Source organism: Moraxella sp. CTOTU49803, from assembly GCF_032097965.1.
In the GTDB taxonomy this organism is placed as follows: Bacteria; Pseudomonadota; Gammaproteobacteria; order Pseudomonadales; family Moraxellaceae; genus Faucicola; species Faucicola tetraodonis.
Genome location: NZ_DAMCJP010000001.1, coordinates 857,456 through 875,695, shown reverse-complemented (window position 1 = coordinate 875,695; position 18,240 = coordinate 857,456). Strand labels below are relative to the sequence as shown.

General features: G+C 44.3%; 14 protein-coding genes. 11 read left to right on the top strand and 3 right to left on the bottom strand.

Annotated elements, in window-relative coordinates; all coding sequences use genetic code 11:
* Positions 1-16: 16 nt before the first annotated feature.
* Positions 17-1,996: a penicillin-binding protein 2 gene (gene mrdA, locus RT422_RS03835; RefSeq protein WP_144917782.1), complete on the bottom strand. Its 1,980-nt coding sequence runs from the start codon at positions 1,994-1,996 to the stop codon at positions 17-19.
* A 482-nt stretch (positions 1,997-2,478) separates the two neighbouring features.
* Between mrdA and RT422_RS03830 the strand changes: the two genes are divergently transcribed.
* The 6 genes from RT422_RS03830 (at position 2,479) to adk (ending at position 9,260) form a co-directional block, all read left to right on the top strand.
* Complete coding sequence (locus RT422_RS03830; RefSeq protein WP_050325582.1) at positions 2,479-3,789, top strand: hypothetical protein; 1,311 nt, start codon at positions 2,479-2,481, stop codon at positions 3,787-3,789.
* A gap of 70 nt (positions 3,790-3,859) precedes the next feature.
* Positions 3,860-5,944, top strand: coding sequence for a heme lyase CcmF/NrfE family subunit (locus RT422_RS03825; RefSeq protein ID WP_309596583.1), 2,085 nt, complete (start codon positions 3,860-3,862; stop codon positions 5,942-5,944).
* The gene (locus tag RT422_RS03820) at positions 5,931-6,506 is read left to right on the top strand and encodes a DsbE family thiol:disulfide interchange protein (protein WP_203171998.1); all 576 of its coding nucleotides are present in this window, start codon (positions 5,931-5,933) and stop codon (positions 6,504-6,506) included. Before RT422_RS03825 ends, RT422_RS03820 begins: the two co-directional genes overlap by 14 nt.
* Complete coding sequence (locus tag RT422_RS03815) at positions 6,503-7,078, top strand: cytochrome c-type biogenesis protein (RefSeq protein ID WP_313062576.1); 576 nt, start codon at positions 6,503-6,505, stop codon at positions 7,076-7,078. The genes RT422_RS03820 and RT422_RS03815 overlap by 4 nt, the downstream gene beginning before the upstream one ends.
* Positions 7,078-8,358, top strand: a complete 1,281-nt coding sequence (gene ccmI / locus RT422_RS03810) for a c-type cytochrome biogenesis protein CcmI (protein ID WP_313421348.1) — start codon at positions 7,078-7,080, stop codon at positions 8,356-8,358. The genes RT422_RS03815 and ccmI overlap by 1 nt, the downstream gene beginning before the upstream one ends.
* Positions 8,359-8,603: 245 nt before the next feature.
* Positions 8,604-9,260 (top strand): adenylate kinase, encoded by a 657-nt coding sequence (gene adk / locus RT422_RS03805; RefSeq protein WP_007115277.1) that lies wholly within the window; start codon positions 8,604-8,606, stop codon positions 9,258-9,260.
* Positions 9,261-9,424: 164 nt separating this feature from the next.
* On the opposite strand, the gene rpsT is transcribed toward adk, so the two are convergent.
* Complete coding sequence (gene rpsT, locus RT422_RS03800) at positions 9,425-9,694, bottom strand: 30S ribosomal protein S20 (protein ID WP_007117302.1); 270 nt, start codon at positions 9,692-9,694, stop codon at positions 9,425-9,427.
* Positions 9,695-10,044: 350 nt separating this feature from the next.
* Here rpsT and RT422_RS03795 point away from each other — a divergent pair, with 350 nt between their 5' ends.
* From RT422_RS03795 to RT422_RS03775, 5 genes are all read left to right on the top strand, one after another.
* The gene (locus tag RT422_RS03795) at positions 10,045-10,758 is read left to right on the top strand and encodes an NAD(P)H-binding protein (RefSeq protein ID WP_313421347.1); all 714 of its coding nucleotides are present in this window, start codon (positions 10,045-10,047) and stop codon (positions 10,756-10,758) included.
* Positions 10,759-10,802: 44 nt separating this feature from the next.
* Positions 10,803-11,318 carry a ribonuclease E activity regulator RraA gene (gene rraA / locus RT422_RS03790; protein ID WP_313421346.1) on the top strand — a complete coding sequence of 172 codons (516 nt, stop codon included), beginning with the start codon at positions 10,803-10,805 and terminating at the stop codon, positions 11,316-11,318.
* A 166-nt stretch (positions 11,319-11,484) separates the two neighbouring features.
* Positions 11,485-12,741 (top strand): alanine racemase, encoded by a 1,257-nt coding sequence (gene alr, locus RT422_RS03785; RefSeq protein WP_313421345.1) that lies wholly within the window; start codon positions 11,485-11,487, stop codon positions 12,739-12,741.
* Between the two features lie 223 nt (positions 12,742-12,964).
* Positions 12,965-16,567, top strand: a complete 3,603-nt coding sequence (mfd, locus tag RT422_RS03780) for a transcription-repair coupling factor (protein ID WP_313421344.1) — start codon at positions 12,965-12,967, stop codon at positions 16,565-16,567.
* A gap of 69 nt (positions 16,568-16,636) precedes the next feature.
* Positions 16,637-16,816: an oxidoreductase-like domain-containing protein gene (locus RT422_RS03775; RefSeq protein ID WP_060994725.1), complete on the top strand. Its 180-nt coding sequence runs from the start codon at positions 16,637-16,639 to the stop codon at positions 16,814-16,816.
* 444 nt (positions 16,817-17,260) lie between these two features.
* Here the strand turns inward: RT422_RS03775 and RT422_RS03770 are convergent, their stop codons facing one another.
* Positions 17,261-18,199, bottom strand: coding sequence for a sulfite exporter TauE/SafE family protein (locus tag RT422_RS03770; protein ID WP_313421343.1), 939 nt, complete (start codon positions 18,197-18,199; stop codon positions 17,261-17,263).
* Positions 18,200-18,240 lie beyond the last annotated feature (41 nt).

The following is an 18,240-nucleotide window of genomic DNA, read 5'->3' as shown; positions in this document are numbered from 1 at the left end:
GGACATCTACATTACGTTAGTCAGCGCCACCCACCGCAGGGAGTTTGGCGGTATTGGGTTTTGAGATAATAGGTTTACCCGACAAAACTAACGCTGCCCGTTGCAATTTGGCGGCTTGTTTTTCGGCGTTGATTTTGGCAAGTTCTTCAGGCGATGGGGGCACAATCGGTTTTTTGATTTTATCAATGAGCCAGTAATCCATCATTTTACGCACAATCGGTGCTACCCAGCCACCATGGCGCCCATTTTCTACGATGACGGCAATGGCAATTTGCGGGTTTTCGACCGGGGCAAAACCAACAAACCAGCCATGATCCCAGTGGCGCGAGTCAAGCGCGGCTTCGTTATAGCGTTTACCTTGTGCGATAGATTTGACCTGCGCTGTGCCTGTTTTGCCAGCGATGCGATAAGTTGGCGTATAGATATTATGCGCTGTGCCTTTTTTGACCACATCTTCCATGGCTAGGTGCATACGCTGCCAATCATTGGGGTTACCGTTGTATTGAATTTTCCCATCGGGCTTTTCAATAGGGATGACATGTTCGGCACCGGTGGATTTTTTGAGCAGATGGGGGGTTAAATGTTGTCCATCACCGGCTAGCATGGCGATACCATTGGCAATCTGTAAGGGTGTCGCCAAAAAATACCCTTGCCCGATACTCACAGAAATGGTTTCCCCAGGCAACCAGGCTTTTTTGTAGGTTTTCATTTTCCACTCAGTAGAAGGGTAGACGCCGGTTTTTTCTCCCGGCAAATCAATCCCTGTTTTACTGCCAAAATTAAAACGCGTCATCCAATCATGAAGCCGGTCAATACCGAGTTGATAAGACAGCTTGTAGTAGTAGGTATCGACAGATTCGACCACGGATTTATGCAAATTGACGTTACCATGACCCGATTTTTTCCAGTCACGAAATTTATGGCTATCGCCAGGCAGACTAAAATAACCCGGATCATAAATACTACTGTCCCATCCCATTATGCCGTAATGAATCCCTGCCAACCCCTCAATCGGTTTGATAGAAGAACCCGGGGGGTATTGCCCTTGTAGCGCACGGTTGTACAGTGGCATGTCGGGGTCTTGTTGCAGCGCCTTGTACTCTCTGCTACTAATTCCAGTGATAAAGGGGTTGGGGTCAAAACTTGGGTTGCTGACAAAGGCTAAAATCTCGCCAGTGCTTGGGTCAATTGCCACCGCCGCGCCGCGTTTACCATTTAATAAATCGCTGGTCAATTTTTGTAACCCATAATCAAGGCTTAGATAAATATCATTGCCGGGAATGGGCGGTTTGGTATCGAGTTTTTTGATGATATCGCCATAAGCATTGGTTTCAATTGACTGATAACCGGGTTTGCCCAGTAGCAGCGACTCGTAATATTTTTCAATCCCTGTTTTACCAATCAAATCGGTGCCTGCATACAGCTTTTTATCCAGCTTTTTACTGTCGTTGTCGCTGATACGCCCAACATAGCCAATCACATGGGCAAATAAGTCACTGTAGGGATAGGTGCGCGTGAGTTTACTTTGAATCGTCACGCCTTTAAAAAACGGTTTACGTTCACTAAACTGGGCAACTTGCTGTTCGGTAAGTCCAATTTTAATGGTGACAGGTTCGTTTTTACTTTTTTTAAGGGCTTTTGAAGCTTCACTGATTTCTTCAGGTGTCAACTGAAAAATCGGGGTGAGTAGTGCCAAGGTATTGTCAGGATTGTCAATTTCATCAGGACTGATGACAGCGGTAAAAACAGGCTGGTTATCTGCCAAAATCACGCCGTTCCGGTCATAAATGTAGCCGCGACTGGGCGGTGCAGAAACCAGCTTGATACGATTATTGTCAGACTGGGTGACGTACTGGTCATGGGTATAAATTTGTAGATAAGCATAGCGTACAATCAAGCCAACCAAGCCCAAAAACACAAACACCGATGCCAAAATTACCCGGCGGCGAAAGATGAGATTTTCACGTTGCATATCTGAAGAATGGGGTGGTTTCATAAGCGGGTAACAGCAATTAGAACGGTTTTAAAAAGGGTCGCGGTGTGATGAACGTTTAGCTTAATGCAAATATAGGGATATCACCCAGTTACTAAGCTCCTAGATGGGTGGCTTAAGTATGGGTGGCTTAAATCTGATGGCTTAAGTCAAAATTTAAGAGCGATATACTAGCATAAAATGTGGTAAATAAGCATGCCCAAATCCTGTCAAAATCGCAAATAACTAACGGCTGCTGTCAAAACAAGTGTATCAAATTATGATAGCAGCATTGACGGCAATATGGATAATAACATAGGGACGCAAAACCGCTAAAAATACAACTTCTTCAGGCAAAATATATCTTTCTGTGCTAAAATCTAGCAGTTTGAACGCACCCCTATTAACCCACTTATATTATAGACGTTTTCAAGCAAACCTTATAATGTCATCTCGGTTTTATTGTCCTTTGATTTTAGCTTTTTCACCATGTGAGCTTTTTTGATATGTTTGCAGAAATTTGGCACAAGCTTGCAACCCATCCGCAATTTTTCGCCATGCTGACCATTCCCTTTGTGACAGCAGTCGTGACTTGGGCGCATGTATGGATGGCGCTCAAGATGCTATTTTATCCCATTCATTTTTGGGGCATTAAGATTCAAGGATTTCCAGGCGGCGGTATCGGCTGGCAGGGCATTGTGCCACGCAAAGCGGGTAAAATATCGGGGATTATTGTTGACCAAACTTTATCCAAGCTTGGCTCGCTCGATGAGTTTTTCCAAGCCATGCACCCTGAAGAAGTGGCAGATTTTATCAGCCAAACCATGAACCAAAACTTGGATTTGCTGATTGATGAAATCATGAATGAGCGCTCGGCAACGCTATGGGCGAATCTGCCTTTTGCTGTCAAACGCCGTATCTATGCCTATGGACACGAGCAATTGCCAGCTATCATGAAAAATCTGGTGCTCGACTTGACCTACAATGTCGAAAACTTGGTTGATATGCGCGAGATGATTGTCAACAAGATGGAAAGCGACCGTGCGCTGATGGTGCGCATGTTTTTGAAAGTAGGTCAAAAAGAGATTAATTTTATTTGGCATATTAGTGCGCTGATTGGGTTTGTATTTGGTATTTTGCAGATGGCGATTTTTTGGTTTGTGCCGCAGCATTGGACGGTGCCGTTTTTTGCCGCGATTTGGGGGCTGTTGACCAACTGGATTGCCATCTGGATGGTATTTAATCCAATTGAGCCGCATTATTATCGCTATCCCAAATTTTTTAGTTTTAGCAAATCATTGCCATTTATTCGCTTTGAAAAACCGCATATGGGACAATTTAACTGGCAAGGTGGTTTTATGAAACGCCAGCCTGAGGTCTCTGAGGTGTTTGCTGAGATTGTGGTCAAAGATTTGGTCACGCTCAAAAACATCATGTATGAAATGATGTATGGCAGCCGTGCGATGCAAACGCGTGAGCTGATTAAAAAACACCTAAACCCAATGTTGGAATCACAGGTGATTCAAACCAGCTTGAAATTTGGTTTGGGTCGTAAAGAGTTTGGTCAGCTCAGACACGTGATTATTGATAAATCTATTGCAGCGACCATGGTGCCGATGAGTAATCCTGAGCTTAACCTTAGCCGCGCAGAAAAGATCTTTGGGCTGTTTCGAGACCGTATTCGCGCATTGACGCCCAATGAATTTCAAAATCTGTTGCGTCCTGCCTTTCGTGAAGATGAATTAACACTGATTATTTTGGGCGGTGTGACAGGGTTTTTGGCGGGCTGGATACATTTGATATTGGTGTTTTATTAATTTGACCCATTTTTTTTGGTGAAAATTCTACAATGTGATAACCACTACAGCGATAATAGGAGCAGTGGGTATGTTAATTACTGAATTGGGCTATTTTGCGCTTATTTCAGCCTTGGTGATTGCCATTTTACAGGTTATTTTGCCAGCAGTGGGGGTGTTCAAACACCAACCTGCTTGGCAACGATTGGCGGGAAGTTTTGCCATTGCGCAGTTTTTGGCAACCGGCACGTCATTTTTGTGCTTGATGTATGGGTTTTATGCCAATGATTTTACGTTGATTTATGTCGCTAATCAGTCAAATTCTTTGCTGCCTTGGTACTATCGCCTATCCGCCACGTGGGGTGGGCATGAAGGTTCACTGTTATTGTGGGTCACCATTTTGGCCACTTGGGGCGCGGCGGTAGCCGTTTTTAGTCGAAGCCTGCCGCTTGCCATGCGCGCACGCGTGTTGGTGATTATAGCCTTTGTGCAAATGATGATGCTAAGCATGGTGATTTTTGTGTCGTCACCTTTTAATCGCAGTCTACCTGGCATCCCAGTGGATGGCAAAGATTTGAATCCACTACTGCAAGACCCCGGATTGATTTTTCACCCGCCGATGCTGTATATGGGCTATGTGGGCGCGGTGGTACCGTTTGCCTTTGCCATGGCAGCATTGTGGGCAGGTCGGTTAGATGCGGTGTGGACGCGTTGGTCGCGTCCTTGGACACTAGCGGCTTGGTGCTGTTTGACACTGGGCATCGTGTTTGGCTCCATGTGGGCATACAACGAGCTTGGCTGGGGCGGCTGGTGGTTTTGGGACCCTGTGGAAAACGCGTCGTTTATGCCTTGGCTCGGTGGGGTGGCATTATTACACTCATTGGCAGTTACCGAAAAGCGCGGCGTGTTCAAAGCTTGGACAATTATGTTGGCGATTTTCACCTTTGCCTTGAGTTTATTGGGTACGTTTTTGGTACGTTCGGGGGTCATTACGTCGGTTCACTCATTTGCCGCAGATCCCACCCGTGGTCTGTTTATCCTAGTGATTTTGGGCGTGGTAATCGGTGGCGGTCTGGCGATGTTTGCGTGGCGCGGTTGGCGTTTGACCCAAGAAAGCCATTATCAGCTCAAATCTCGTGAGACGTTATTGGTCATCAATAACATTATTATATTAGTCGCAACCATCGTGGTGGTCATTGGCACACTTTATCCAATGCTGGCCGATGCGTTAAAACTGGGTCAAGTATCGGTCGGTGCGCCTTACTTTAATGCGTTATTTGTGCCATTAACTTGGTTGTTGTTGTTATTTTTAGCCATTGGACCTGTCAGCCGTTGGAAAAAAGACACCCGTCCATTGTTAGGTACAGGTCTAGCGATTTTAGCCAGCTGTTTTGTGTTAGCCGGGGTTTTAAGCTATTTCTTGGCCAGTAACATTAACATCAACATATTTATGTCAGCGGCATTGTGTTTATGGGTGTTGGTATGGATGGTGATTGATATCAAAGACAAAACCCGTAACGCGCGCTCGCTGGGCGCTGGGCTGAAACGTCTGCACATGGGCTATTGGGGAATGCAGTTGGCGCATTTGGGTATTTTGCTATCCGTCATGGGCATTGCCATTACCACAAGCTTAAGTATCGAAAAAGACATTGCCATGCAAAAAAACCAATCGGTTGAAGTGCAGGGCTACCAGTTCACGATGGATGAGCTAAAAAAAATTCGCGGCGCCAACTTTGATGCCACCCAAGCGGTGGTCAGTGTTCGTAAAAATAACCAAGTGGTTGCGACCCTTTATCCAGAAAAACGCCATTATGTGGTCAGTCAAATGCCCATGACTGAAGCTTCTATCCAGTACAACCCATTTAGAGATATCTATATGGCAATGGGTGAGCCGATTTTAGGGGTTAATCAAAGCGAAGCCGATGCCACTAAATGGGCGGTGCGTATCTATATCAAACCTGGCGTACGCTGGGTGTGGTGGGGTGGTTTTGTCATTGCGCTCGGTGCGATTTTAAGTATGTTTGATAAACGTTATCGTAAACTGCCGAGACTCGCTGATATGGGTGATGACAAATTGGGAAATTTGGCAGCGATTAACACCCCAGCGGCAATCGCTCCCGTATTAGTAAAAAATGACAGTGAGTTAGGTCAGGAGAGTGCTCATGGCAATGCGTAAAAGACAACTTTGGTTTTTGATTCCTTTGGTGCTTTTTTTGATTATCATTGCACTGTTTTATACGCGGTTGGGCAAAGATACCACGGTAGTCACCAACACCTCGCTCAATCGCGCTTTGCCAAGTTTTAGTTTACCGTCTTTGGGTAACCCATCACAAATGATTACCCAAGCGCAGTTACCCAAACAGCCATTTTTACTCAATGTATGGGCATCTTGGTGTGTGACTTGTAAAGTTGAACACCCATTTTTATTGCAAATGTCAAAAGCAGGCGTACCGATTGTTGGGGTCAATTATAAAGATGAAACCAAAGACGCGCTCGATTATCTCAACACCCATGAAGACCCATTTACCCTCAATGTGCAAGATAAAGAAGGGAATTTTGGCATTGATTTGGGTCTGACAGGTGTACCAGAGTCGTTTGTGGTTGATGGCAAAGGTAATGTGCGCCAGCATATCTTGGGTGAAATCAACGAAGAGCGCTACAACAAACAAGTATTGCCTTGTATGACTGCGCTACGTGAACAAGCCGCTGATGCTAAAATTCTTGAGGTGTGTCAATGAGTATCACATTTGCAAAAATTCTTCATTTGATAGTCAGGGCGATGGCTATGGTGTTGCTAGTCGCAGGGTTATCCATGTCGGCTTGGGCAAATATTGATACCTACCAATTTGACAACCCGCGCCAAGAAGCCCAGTATCGTGCGCTCATTGAAGAATTCCGTTGTCCAAAATGTCAAAACCAAAACTTGGCAGGTTCCGATGCGCCCATTGCACAAGATTTGAAACAAAAGACTTATGATATGGTCAAAGACGGTCGTTCCGACGCCGAAATTCGCCAGTATATGAATGAGCGCTACGGTGACTTTATTAGCTACAAACCACCTGTGCGCCCATCCACCTGGATTTTATGGTTTTTTCCGCCGGTGTTGTTGGTATTTGTGATGCTGGCTTGGTTTATTCGTAACCGTAATTCGTCAAAACGTGCCGCTGTCATCGCTAATCCCATAGAAGACGGCTATGCGCCACTCTCAGCCGCCGAACAACAGCGATTACAAGATTTGTTAAACGCCAATGATAACGCTGCCAATGCTAAAACTAGTGAAATCAATCAAGCAGCGGCTAAGGAAAATTAATGTCAACGCTAATTATTTTTATCATTGTCGCGCTTTTGTTTGCTATCACGCTTGCGGTATTTATCTTGTTACCTTGGTTGCAAACCCAAGACCATCACGCCATCGCCAATCGCGCTGATAATCAGTTACTAACGCTCAATATTGAAGTATTTAAACAACGGTTGGTAGAACTTGATGCCGATTTTGGCGAGGGTCAAATCGATGAGGCGACTTATCAAACCCAAAAACTGGCGTTAGAGCGTCAATTACTAGACATCAGTGACAATCAAGATACCAGCCATTTTACCCCCAATTGGAAAAGCCGTCTGATATTTATCATCTGGATTCCGCTGTTATCTGCGATGGCTTATGTGATGATTGCCGACCGCACGCCCGTCTATCAGTTATGGGATGCACAAAATCGCTTGGGACAAGTCGCAGATGATTTGCTGACCGCAAAAATCGATACGCCACCCGAATGGGCGACCAAAGACAGTGTGGGACTCATTAGTGCCATGCAAACCAATGTGCATCATCATGCCACCGATCCGCTACGTTGGTTCCGTCTGTCTGAAGTGTTTGTAGCTTTGCAAGCACCCGAGCAAGCAATTGAAGCCTTGGCAAGGGCGTATCGTCTCAATCCTGATGATGAAAAAGTTGCCATCACCTACGCCCAAACTAGCTTTTTTACCCAAGGCGGGGTAATGGATGACAAAACCCGTCAAGTGGTTGAGCATATTCTAGCCAAAAGTCCCAAACACCAAGGCGCACAAATGCTGATGGCAATGGGCGAAATGCGGGCGGGCAACTACGCGCAGTCTCGAAAATGGGTAGAACTGCTACGCACTGAAATCCAAGCGCGTCCTGGCGATCATACCCAAGCCCTAAGCAGCTTATCTGAACTTGAGCAGACTATCAACCAGCGTGAAGCCCAAGGCGAACAGGCGATTATAGTCAATGTCAAAGTCACCCCTGAGATATTGGGACGGGTGAAAAAAGGGGAAAGCTTATTTGTTAATGTGCGTAAGATGGCAGGTGGTCCCCCTGTTGCTGCCAAAAAACTGTCAGCAGATAGCTTAACCATCAATGGTATGGCAATTAACATCAGCGATAACGATAGCATCATGCCGACCATGACCTTAAGTTCGGCAATTAGCACGAATGAGCCATTGGTGATTACTGCCCGTGTTAGTGCCTCAGGTGATGCCATGCCGCAAAGCGGTGACTTGACGAGTAACCCCGTACCGCTAGAGAAAACGGCTGACTCGACAACGGTATTGATTGATAAAATCGTGCCTTAAATCGTTATAAAAAATCTCTTAATTAAATAGGTGGTGAGTTAAATCTTGCCACATTTTTATTTTTAATACCCCTATCAATTTAAATTATTTTGCAAAAATTGCTTGAGATTTTAGCGGTTAACGAGTATTGTTAACCCAGTATTTCAAAACTGTTAGTTATTCGAACACACCATTTGTGGGTCTTTTTTGCTATTGCAGTAATGAGATAGGGCGATTTTAATAATTTCGACTTAAGGAATAGGTTTATGAAGCGTATTATTCTTTTAGGGCCACCTGGCGCTGGTAAGGGTACCCAAGCACAAATCATCACCAAGGAATTTAATATTCCACAAATTTCAACAGGTGATATGCTACGTGCCGCTATCAAAGAAGGTACTGAGCTTGGCAAACAAGCCAAAAGTATCATGGATGCCGGTGGACTTGTCTCAGATGATTTAATTATCAACCTAGTTAAAGCCCGTATTGCGCAGCCAGATTGCGCCAACGGCTGCATTTTTGATGGCTTTCCCCGTACCATTCCACAAGCACAAGCGTTAGCCGATGCAGGCGTACACATCGATAACGTGGTAGAAATTGCCGTACCTGATGAAGACATCGTGTCTCGTTTGTCAGGTCGTCGCTCTCATCCTGCTTCAGGTCGCGTGTACCATGTGATCTATAATCCACCCAAAGTGGAAGGTAAAGATGACGAAACCGGTGAAGATTTGGTTCAGCGTGAGGATGATAAAGAAGATACCATCCGTGATCGTTTAGCGACTTATCATAACCAAACAGAAGCTTTGGTTGGTTTTTATCAAGACTTGGCAAAATCGGGTCAAAACGCGCCACGCTATGCCAAATTTGATGGTACACAAGCGATTGATAAAGTCAGTGAACAAGTCCTTGCTGAGTTAAAAGCATAATTAAAACCATGATGAAACGCATCAATGGGCTTTAGGTAAGCTAAATAAAAAAAGCTGAAATTTCGATTTCAGCTTTTTTTATAATTAAATCAATTTTATAGCTAAATCAGTCTCAATAAAAAAGCCAATTCAATATGAATTGGCTTTTTTAATGAAACAAACAATTAAGCAGTTTTAAGGGCTTTAATTGCTTTGTTTAAGCGGCTTTTATGACGTGCTGCTTTGTTTTTGTGAATCACGCCTTTATCAGCAATACGGTCAATCACTGGAACTGCTTTTTTGTAAGCTTCAGTCGCTGCTTCGTAGTTTTTATCTTCAACGGCTTTTACCACATGTTTGATGAAAGTACGAACCATAGAACGTTGTGATGCTTTTAATTGACGACGTTTAACGTTTTGACGAGCGCGTTTGCGAGCTTGTGCAGAATTTGCCACGTAAATCTCCTTGGATTTGCAATATAAATCGATCTGTTAGTAAGTGAGCAGCCATTCGCTTATTACAGACACGGGTAGTTAGGGTTGCTTGAATCCTTGAATCACTAGACACGGAAACACAATTAACGATATCAAGCGGATTTAAAGCCCGCTATTTTAGCAAACTCACGCTACAATAACAACTTATTCGGCAGATTATTCAGCGTATTTCGTCTATTGGCTAAAAAACCATCGCGCAATGCTCATCAACGCTGAAAAAAACGTATTTGTAGGTGAAAGTTTTGATTATCTGTGATTAAATAAAATGACATTACAAACTCATAAAATATTCATACTGAGGTCATTGTTTTATGCAGCGCACAGCATTAATCATCGGTGCAACCGGCTTGGTAGGCAATTCATTACTCACTCAACTTGGCAGTTTGTATCAAAAAGTCATTATCATTGCGCGCTCTCAGCCAAAAGGGTTGAGTGACTCGATGCATTTCTACCAGCTCAAAGATTTTAATCAAATGCATGAATTTGTGTCTGCGCTGTCGATTGGTAAAGACACCGATGCTTTTAGCTGTCTGGGTACCACCATTAAGGAAGCAGGTAGTGAAGCCGCCTTTCGACAAATCGACTTTACCTATAATGTGGCCTTTGCAAAAGCTTGCAAACAAAAAGGCGTAGAGCGGTTTTTTTTGTTATCGGCGATGGGCGCCAATGCTGACAGTCGCTTTTTTTATAACCGTGTCAAAGGTGAGCTTGAGACTGCGATTGACAATTTAGGGTTTCAAGAATTAGCAATTTTTCGTCCCTCTTTGCTGCTTGGCAAACACGATGATCGTAAACTTGAAACCATCGCGCAGACGGCGTACAAACTCATCAAACCTATCGTACCCAAAAAACTGCCTGTCCGTCCCATAGAAGCCGATAGGGTAGCGATGGCAATGGCGCTGGTGAGCAACAATTGGCACATCAAACATACTTATGAAAAATGCGCCAATCGCGTCGATACCGTCAAGAAAACCCAAGTTATCAGTAACGGTGAAATGCTAGCGATGACGCGGTTTAGAAACTAACTTTCCCAAAAAAACCATTGACTTAAGGAACGATGATGAGCGACATGACGTTACAAAATTTTATTACCTGTGATTTATTAGATGATAATCCAGAATGTCAGGTTTGTGCACCCAATATGGAAGGCAAACGCTTTTTTAGTTATGGCGGTAACACAAAATTTGGCGGTGAAGTGGTAACCGTCAAATGCTTTGAAGACAATAGCCGGGTTAAAGAGCTGTTAGCCACGCATGGCAAAGATGAGAAAGGCAATGGCAAGGTTTTGGTGGTAGACGGTGGTGCATCAATGCGCTGTGCCTTGCTGGGTGATATGATTGCACAAAGCGGCGTTGATAATGGCTGGGCTGGCGTGATTGTGTATGGCTGTGTGCGAGATGTGGATGATATGAGCAAAATGCCAATCGGCGTACAAGCGCTCGGCGCCATTCCCCGCAAATCCAATCGCAAAGGGGTGGGCGATGTGGGCGTGACGCTCAATTTTGGCGGAATCACGATAAATAATGGCGACTTTGTGTATGCTGATAACAATGGCATGATTGTGAGTACGACATCATTGCTTTAATGAGCTAACTTAAGCTACTAAACTTAAAAGTAATCTATGTTGGTTAAAAAACTGCATCAATTGTTAATATATTAACTGGTTATATGGCTTGACTGCGTTAACATCAGCGCATGAAAGCGCGTGCTTTTTCTGATTTTTTTATTGTCATATCATTTTGGGAATTATTATGAAACTACATCAAACTCTGCTATCGCTTGCCATCGCCACCGTCATGTATCACGCTGCGCCCGCGCAAGCCGCGCCCGCGCTAACGTATGCTGGCGATAATCCTCATATCGTTAATCTTGCCAATACCAACGCTTGGCTTGAAATAGATACTAAGGCGTACGGGCATAATATTGAAGCGATGCGCGCGCATTTAGGCGGTAAATCCCAAATCTGTGCAATTTTAAAAGCCGATGCTTATGGCTTTGGCATTGATAATTTGATGCCTACCGTGATTGCACATCAAGTGCCTTGTATTGGTATTGCCAGTAACGAAGAAGCCCGTATCGCCCGCAAGCACGGCTATAAAGGACGAGTGATGCGGGTGCGTACGGCGACCAACCAAGAAATTGAAGACGGCTTAAAATACAATGTCGAAGAGTTATTTGGTACCCTTAAACAAGCCCAAACTGCCAGTGATATCGCACGAGCAGCGGGCGTGGTCATTAATTTTCATATGGCACTCAACGACGGTGGCATGGACCGTAACGGCTTAGATTTGAGCGTTGAGAAATCTAAACAAGACGCTTTGGCAATTACTAAGCTTAAAAATCTCCACATCGTCGGTATCATGACCCATTTTCCTGTTGAAGATAAAGCCGATGTACAAAAAGGGTTGGCTAGTTTTAAACAAAACACCGATTGGCTGATTAAAACCGCCAAACTCGACCGTAAAAAACTCACCATCCATGCGGCGAATTCGTTTGTTTCGCTGAACGTGCCAGAAGGTTGGTTTGATATGGTGCGTCCTGGGGCGATTTTGTTTGGCGAGCCTTACTATGAACGTCCAGATTTTAACTATATCATGTCGTTCAAAAGCCGTGTGGCTAGCGTCAATTTCTATCCTAAAGGCTCAACTGTTGGCTATGACCGTACTTATACCTTGACACGAGATAGCTATTTGGCAAATTTACCATTTGGTTATTCAGACGGCTACCGTCGCGCCTTTACCAACAAAGGTCATGTCTTAATTAATGGTCATAAAGTCCCTGCATTGGGCAAAATCTCGATGAATACCACTATGGTCGATGTCACCGATTACCCCGATGTCAAAGCAGGCGATGAGGTGGTTATCTTTGGTAAACAAGGTAGTGCCGAAATCACCCAGTCGGAAATCGAAGATATTACAGGTACACTCTTTACCGAAATCTACGCCAACTGGGGTAACTCAAATCCTAAATTTGTCAAAGCCCAAATCACTAAATCGCTCAAAAAATAACGTCAGCTTGACAAAAAAGCACCGTCAAATTGGCGGTGTTTTTTTGCATATCACTTTGGTAAAAACGCTAGATTGCTGCATCGCAAGGATAAAGTGTTATTGCCAAAAAGTCTGCTAAAACACTGCTATTTCAGCTTTAATTTTTCAGCAAAAACCCCCACAATAACGTCATTATTTTTCGCCTTTCTTAATCAAAAGACTTATAACCAAAAGACCGATAACAATGACGAATGTTACACACCCCCTGTCCCATCTTTCCTTTCGCCTTAACCAATCGTTGTTTGACAATGCTAAACATGATAAAAAATGGCTAGGCAATTTACAAGGCATGGCCCAAGCGCTATGGCTTGCCAGTCTGACTAGCATTGATAGCGGTCAGCAAAACCGCCTAAAAGTGGTCGTGACCCGTGACCAAAATCAGCTCAATCAGCTTGAAACAGAGTTGGCATTTAGTGGAGTCGATGCCCATGTGTTTCCTGATTGGGAAACGCTTACCTATGATGAACTGTCACCGCACCATGATATTGTCTCTGAGCGGATTCATTTGCTTACCCATATGCCAACGGATGGTATTTTACTGATTTCAGTGCAGACCTTAATGCACCGTGTCGCCCCTGCATCATGGCTATTGGGGCAACACTTTGATTTGTCAGTGGGTGACACCTTTGATGTGGCAACCGAACGTCGAAAACTGGCAACCGCGGGCTATCATGCGGTAGATAATGTTTTTGAGCCTGGAGAATTTGCTGTGCGTGGTAGCGTGATTGATTTGTTTGCCATTGGTCAGCCATTCCCAGTGCGCATTGATTTGTTTGATGATGAGATTGAGAGTATCCGTTTTTTTAACCCACAGACCCAGCGTAGCTTGACCCAAGCGGATTTGGACGAATTAAAAGACAGTGACCCCCATCAATATGTCAAGTTTATGAATAGTCAAAAAAAATCGGGTGGAACCATCGGTAAAATCACCAGTTTTCAGATTTTACCGGCGCGAGAATTTCCCCTAGATGAAGGTAAAGAAACGTTTCGCGCCAATTTTGCCAGCACCTTTGCTAACACATCTGCCCGCCGTTTTGAGCTGTTTAACGATGTGATGAACGGCATTGCACCAGCGGGAGTGGAGTATTATCAGCCATTATTTTTTGACACGGATACTTGGCAAAATGGCTCGGATTTTTTTAGTTATTTGCCCAAAGATAGCTTGTTTATCGTCGATAATCAACTAGAGACGGCTTACCAAAATTTTTGGCAACAAATCCAAACTCGCTACAATGACCGCAGGCACGATATCGAAAAACCGATTGTGGCACCGCAAGATTTGTATCTGGCAGAACATATCTTTAACGAAAAAATTGCCCAATATCCTCGCATTATCACCAGCGAACAACCAATCGATGAGACCAGAGCAGGGGTGATCAATGCATTGGTTGACACACCACCTGATTTAACCGTTGACCATAAACTTGCTGAGCCACTGCAAAGACTGATGGCATTTCGCGAGCAGTTTGCTAAACCGATATTATTGGTTGCCGAAACTGCGGGTCGCCGCGAGATTTTATCGGAGCTGTTGCAAAAACGTTTTAATTTACAAAGTGTTTCAGGATTGACCGATTTTCTTGCAAACATGGATGAGGCACATAGCACTGCGATTGCCTTGACCATTGCACCGATTGAACGAGGTGCGTTACTCCCCGATAAGTTTGCGATTGTCTCAGAAACCCAGTTGTTTGGACGGCAGGTATTACAGACTCGCCGCCGTCGCCAAAGCGATGTGTCTGATGAGTTTTTGGTTAAATCGGTTAGTGAGCTCAATATCGGCGACCCTGTGGTGCATATTGATTTTGGCATTGGGCGTTATCAAGGCTTGATTACCCTTGAGATTGATAGACAACTGCAAGAGTTCATCCATCTTACCTATGCAGATGATGCCAGTGTGTATGTGCCTGTCGCAAATCTGCAGCTTATCAGCCGTTATGCGGGTGGCGACTCGGCAACCGCACCGCTTCATACCATAGGTAGCGGTAAATGGGATAAAGCCAAAGCCAAGGCACTCAGCCAAATTCATGATGTGGCGGCGGAACTGCTCAACGTGCAAGCCCGCCGTGATGCCAAAGTAGGCATTAACTTCCCAATTGACCAAATCCAGTATGACCTATTTGCCAGTCAATTTGCGTTTGAAGAAACGCCCGACCAAGCCAATGCCATTGAAGCGGTTAAGTTTGATATGAAGCAAAATAAACCCATGGACAGGCTGGTGTGCGGTGATGTCGGTTTTGGTAAAACCGAAGTGGCAATGCGTGCCGCTTTTATTGCAGTGCAAGCAGGGTATCAAGTGGCAGTGCTAGTACCGACGACGCTGCTTGCTGGGCAACACGAAGACAACTTTTTGGATCGATTTGCTGATTGGCCCATTCGTATTGAAAGCCTGTCTCGCTTTGGCACCAAAAAACAACACGACAAAATTTTAGCAGATTTGGCAAATGGGCAAGTGGATATCGTCATCGGTACCCACCGTATTTTGCAAGAAGATGTCAAGTTTGCCAACTTAGGTCTGATGATTGTCGATGAAGAGCACCGTTTTGGCGTCCGAGATAAAGAGCGTATCAAAGCCATGCAATCGGATGTTGACGTACTATCGATGACCGCAACACCCATTCCGCGCACGCTGAACATGGCGTTATCGGGTATGCGAAACATGTCGATTATTGCCACGCCCCCGGCAAGACGGTTGGCAATTAAAACCTTTGTCATGCAAAAGTCTGATAACTTACTCAAAGAAGCGATTTTGCGTGAATTATTGCGTGGCGGACAGGTGTTTTTACTGCATAACGATGTGGCAAGCATTGAGCGCATGGCAGAAACCGTGCGAGAGCTTGTGCCCGAATCTCGGGTGGCAGTGGCTCACGGTCAAATGAAAGAACGAGAGCTTGAGCAAATCATGCAATCGTTTTATCACAAAAGACACAATGTGTTGGTGTGTACCACCATTATCGAAACAGGCATTGATATCCCCAATGCCAACACCATTATCATCAACCGTGCCGATAAATTTGGGCTAGCCCAGCTTCATCAACTGCGGGGTCGAGTCGGGCGTAGTCACCACCAAGCTTATTGTTATCTGCTTGTGCCGTCTATTAAAGGCTTGACCAGCGACGCCCAAAAGCGCCTAGATGCCATTAGCCGTGCCAATACCTTGGGGGCAGGCTTTATGCTTGCCAGTGAAGACCTTGAGATTCGTGGGGCGGGCGAGCTGCTGGGCAAAAACCAAAGCGGCAATATGCAAGCGGTTGGTTTTAACCTGTATATGGATATGCTAAACCGTGCCACCAAAGCCATCAAAGCAGGCAAACAACCTGATTTGAACACCCCATTATCGCTAACCAGTGACATTAATCTGCATTTATCGGCACTTATTCCCGAAGATTATCTGGGTGATGTGCATCAGCGGCTATTGTTTTATAAAAAAATCGCCAATGCTGAAGACTATGACAGCCTAATTAGCATTCGCAGCGAAATGCTAGACCGTTTTGGCAGTTTGCCGGAGCCGACCAAAAATTTATTTGCTATTCACCAAATCCGCTTAATGGCTGAAGCGCTGGAGATAAGCAAGATTGATGGCAATGAGCGGCAAGTCACCTTTGAGTTTTCACCCAGCACCCCTGTGGAAGCCATTACCATTATTGGGCTTATTCAGTCGAATCCGAAAAAATTCAAAATGAATGGCGCGACAGGGCTAAAAATGATGGATGACAAAGCCCTTGCTACAGCAGAAGGACGGATTGACGCGGTGAAAAATCTCATAGAGAAATTATCTTTAAAAGCGTGATGATGACCTGATAATAAATAATTATTGACTCATCATAAGCGTGTTATAGCGAAAAAGAAGATTTATAAAATGATGGAAAATCAATTACCTAATGGCGAGCGCCTGATTGAAGAACCTACTTATCCTGAAGATTGGGAATGTTGCAACAATGGCTGCGAAGAACTGTGCGTGTATGAAATTTACCGCGTTCAAAAACAAGCCTATGAAGAACAGCAACAGCGACTCAAAAGCGTGCCTAAAACTACTTAGCGACACTGACAAACCTTCACAGTAGATGGATTATTCTTCAATAAAAGTAATTTTTTGTAAATTCATATTCCTGTCACATGAATTTCATGCTAATGTCATCAAACTCACGTTAAATATCATAACGTTATGAAGTTGCATTGATAACGTAAAATAGTAAATAGTAAGTAAACAACTAAAAAATGGCAGAAGCCTTAAAATTAATAAAAAATCCACCACTATGGGATATTGGATAAAGAAGGATAGGAGTAAACAATGTTAGATATGTTAAATGAAGCGTTTGAATATGAAACCGATATCATCTACCTTGACGAAGGCGATGATGCGGTAGAAATGTAAACTAAACTGCAAGTTAAGCGTAAAACGTAAAAATTCGCAACCGATAACCTCTTAATATACTGATTAAGAGGTTTGTTTTTTTGGGCAATATAAATGAATGATTACTGACTAGTGATTATGACTGGTACTGGCAGGCATCGCCACCTCATGGTGCTTATCGTTCATATCCTGCATATTGTGCATGTCGTGATTCATGTTATGGCTCATATTATGGTTCATATCATCATTCATATTATTATGGTTCATAGGCATACTAGTCGAAGCTGTCACAGAAGCAGGATGAGACGCAGAATGATTCATTGTCGACATATCGTGGTTCATACTCGTCTCATTCATGGCATGACTGTGTGAACTTTGATTATGTGAACCATGGTTATGGTTATGGTGCATCATCATCGGAATAAAAATCACCGCAAGCCCAGACAACATCATAATCACCCCATTAATTTGGCGAAGGCGAAAATTTTTAATACTTGACTGTAGCATCCCCACAGTTTTTTGCGTGGCAATCAACATCGGCATCGTACCCAGCCCAAATACAAACATCAGAGCCGCCCCTGTAGCGATGTTGTTGCCAGCAATCGCCATCATGAGCGCACCATACACCAATCCACACGGCAAAAATCCCCAAAGCAAGCCAGCAAACAAGGCTTTACCAAAGCTATCAATCGGAAACACTTTTTTGCGTATCGGGGCAAGCGATTGCCAAAAGCGCATCCCGAACTTTTCTAACTGATTAAACAGCGGTAACCCAAGCATCGCAAGCCCAATCAACACCAATACCGCACCCAGTACAATTCTTGGCGCACTATTACTCATAATGGACTGAAAGATTGCCACCCCAACAACGCTGGCAATCAATCCAAGCAAGGCATAACTGATGAGGCGTCCCAAATGATAAGTCAAAATCAAGCCATTTTTTTTGCTATCAGATACATGCTGCATAGACAGCCCAAACGCCGTCACAATGCCACCGCACATACCCAGACAGTGCGGTGAGCCAAACAGCCCCATGCTAAAGGCTGCCAAAAATAATGCCCATGTCATAAAATGCTCCAAAAAAGTCTAAAAATTTTTGAAAAACGTAA

What these genes read in the sequence shown, in the direction of transcription:
- mrdA (WP_144917782.1), bottom strand. Translation starts at nt 1,996, where the DNA reads ATGAAACCACCCCATTCTTCAGATATGCAACGTGAAAATCTCATCTTT.
- RT422_RS03830 (WP_050325582.1), top strand. Translation starts at nt 2,479, where the DNA reads ATGTTTGCAGAAATTTGGCACAAGCTTGCAACCCATCCGCAATTTTTC.
- RT422_RS03825 (WP_309596583.1), top strand. Translation starts at nt 3,860, where the DNA reads ATGTTAATTACTGAATTGGGCTATTTTGCGCTTATTTCAGCCTTGGTG.
- RT422_RS03820 (WP_203171998.1), top strand. Translation starts at nt 5,931, where the DNA reads ATGGCAATGCGTAAAAGACAACTTTGGTTTTTGATTCCTTTGGTGCTT.
- RT422_RS03815 (WP_313062576.1), top strand. Translation starts at nt 6,503, where the DNA reads ATGAGTATCACATTTGCAAAAATTCTTCATTTGATAGTCAGGGCGATG.
- ccmI (WP_313421348.1), top strand. Translation starts at nt 7,078, where the DNA reads ATGTCAACGCTAATTATTTTTATCATTGTCGCGCTTTTGTTTGCTATC.
- adk (WP_007115277.1), top strand. Translation starts at nt 8,604, where the DNA reads ATGAAGCGTATTATTCTTTTAGGGCCACCTGGCGCTGGTAAGGGTACC.
- RT422_RS03795 (WP_313421347.1), top strand. Translation starts at nt 10,045, where the DNA reads ATGCAGCGCACAGCATTAATCATCGGTGCAACCGGCTTGGTAGGCAAT.
- rraA (WP_313421346.1), top strand. Translation starts at nt 10,803, where the DNA reads ATGACGTTACAAAATTTTATTACCTGTGATTTATTAGATGATAATCCA.
- alr (WP_313421345.1), top strand. Translation starts at nt 11,485, where the DNA reads ATGAAACTACATCAAACTCTGCTATCGCTTGCCATCGCCACCGTCATG.
- mfd (WP_313421344.1), top strand. Translation starts at nt 12,965, where the DNA reads ATGACGAATGTTACACACCCCCTGTCCCATCTTTCCTTTCGCCTTAAC.
- RT422_RS03775 (WP_060994725.1), top strand. Translation starts at nt 16,637, where the DNA reads ATGATGGAAAATCAATTACCTAATGGCGAGCGCCTGATTGAAGAACCT.
- RT422_RS03770 (WP_313421343.1), bottom strand. Translation starts at nt 18,199, where the DNA reads ATGACATGGGCATTATTTTTGGCAGCCTTTAGCATGGGGCTGTTTGGC.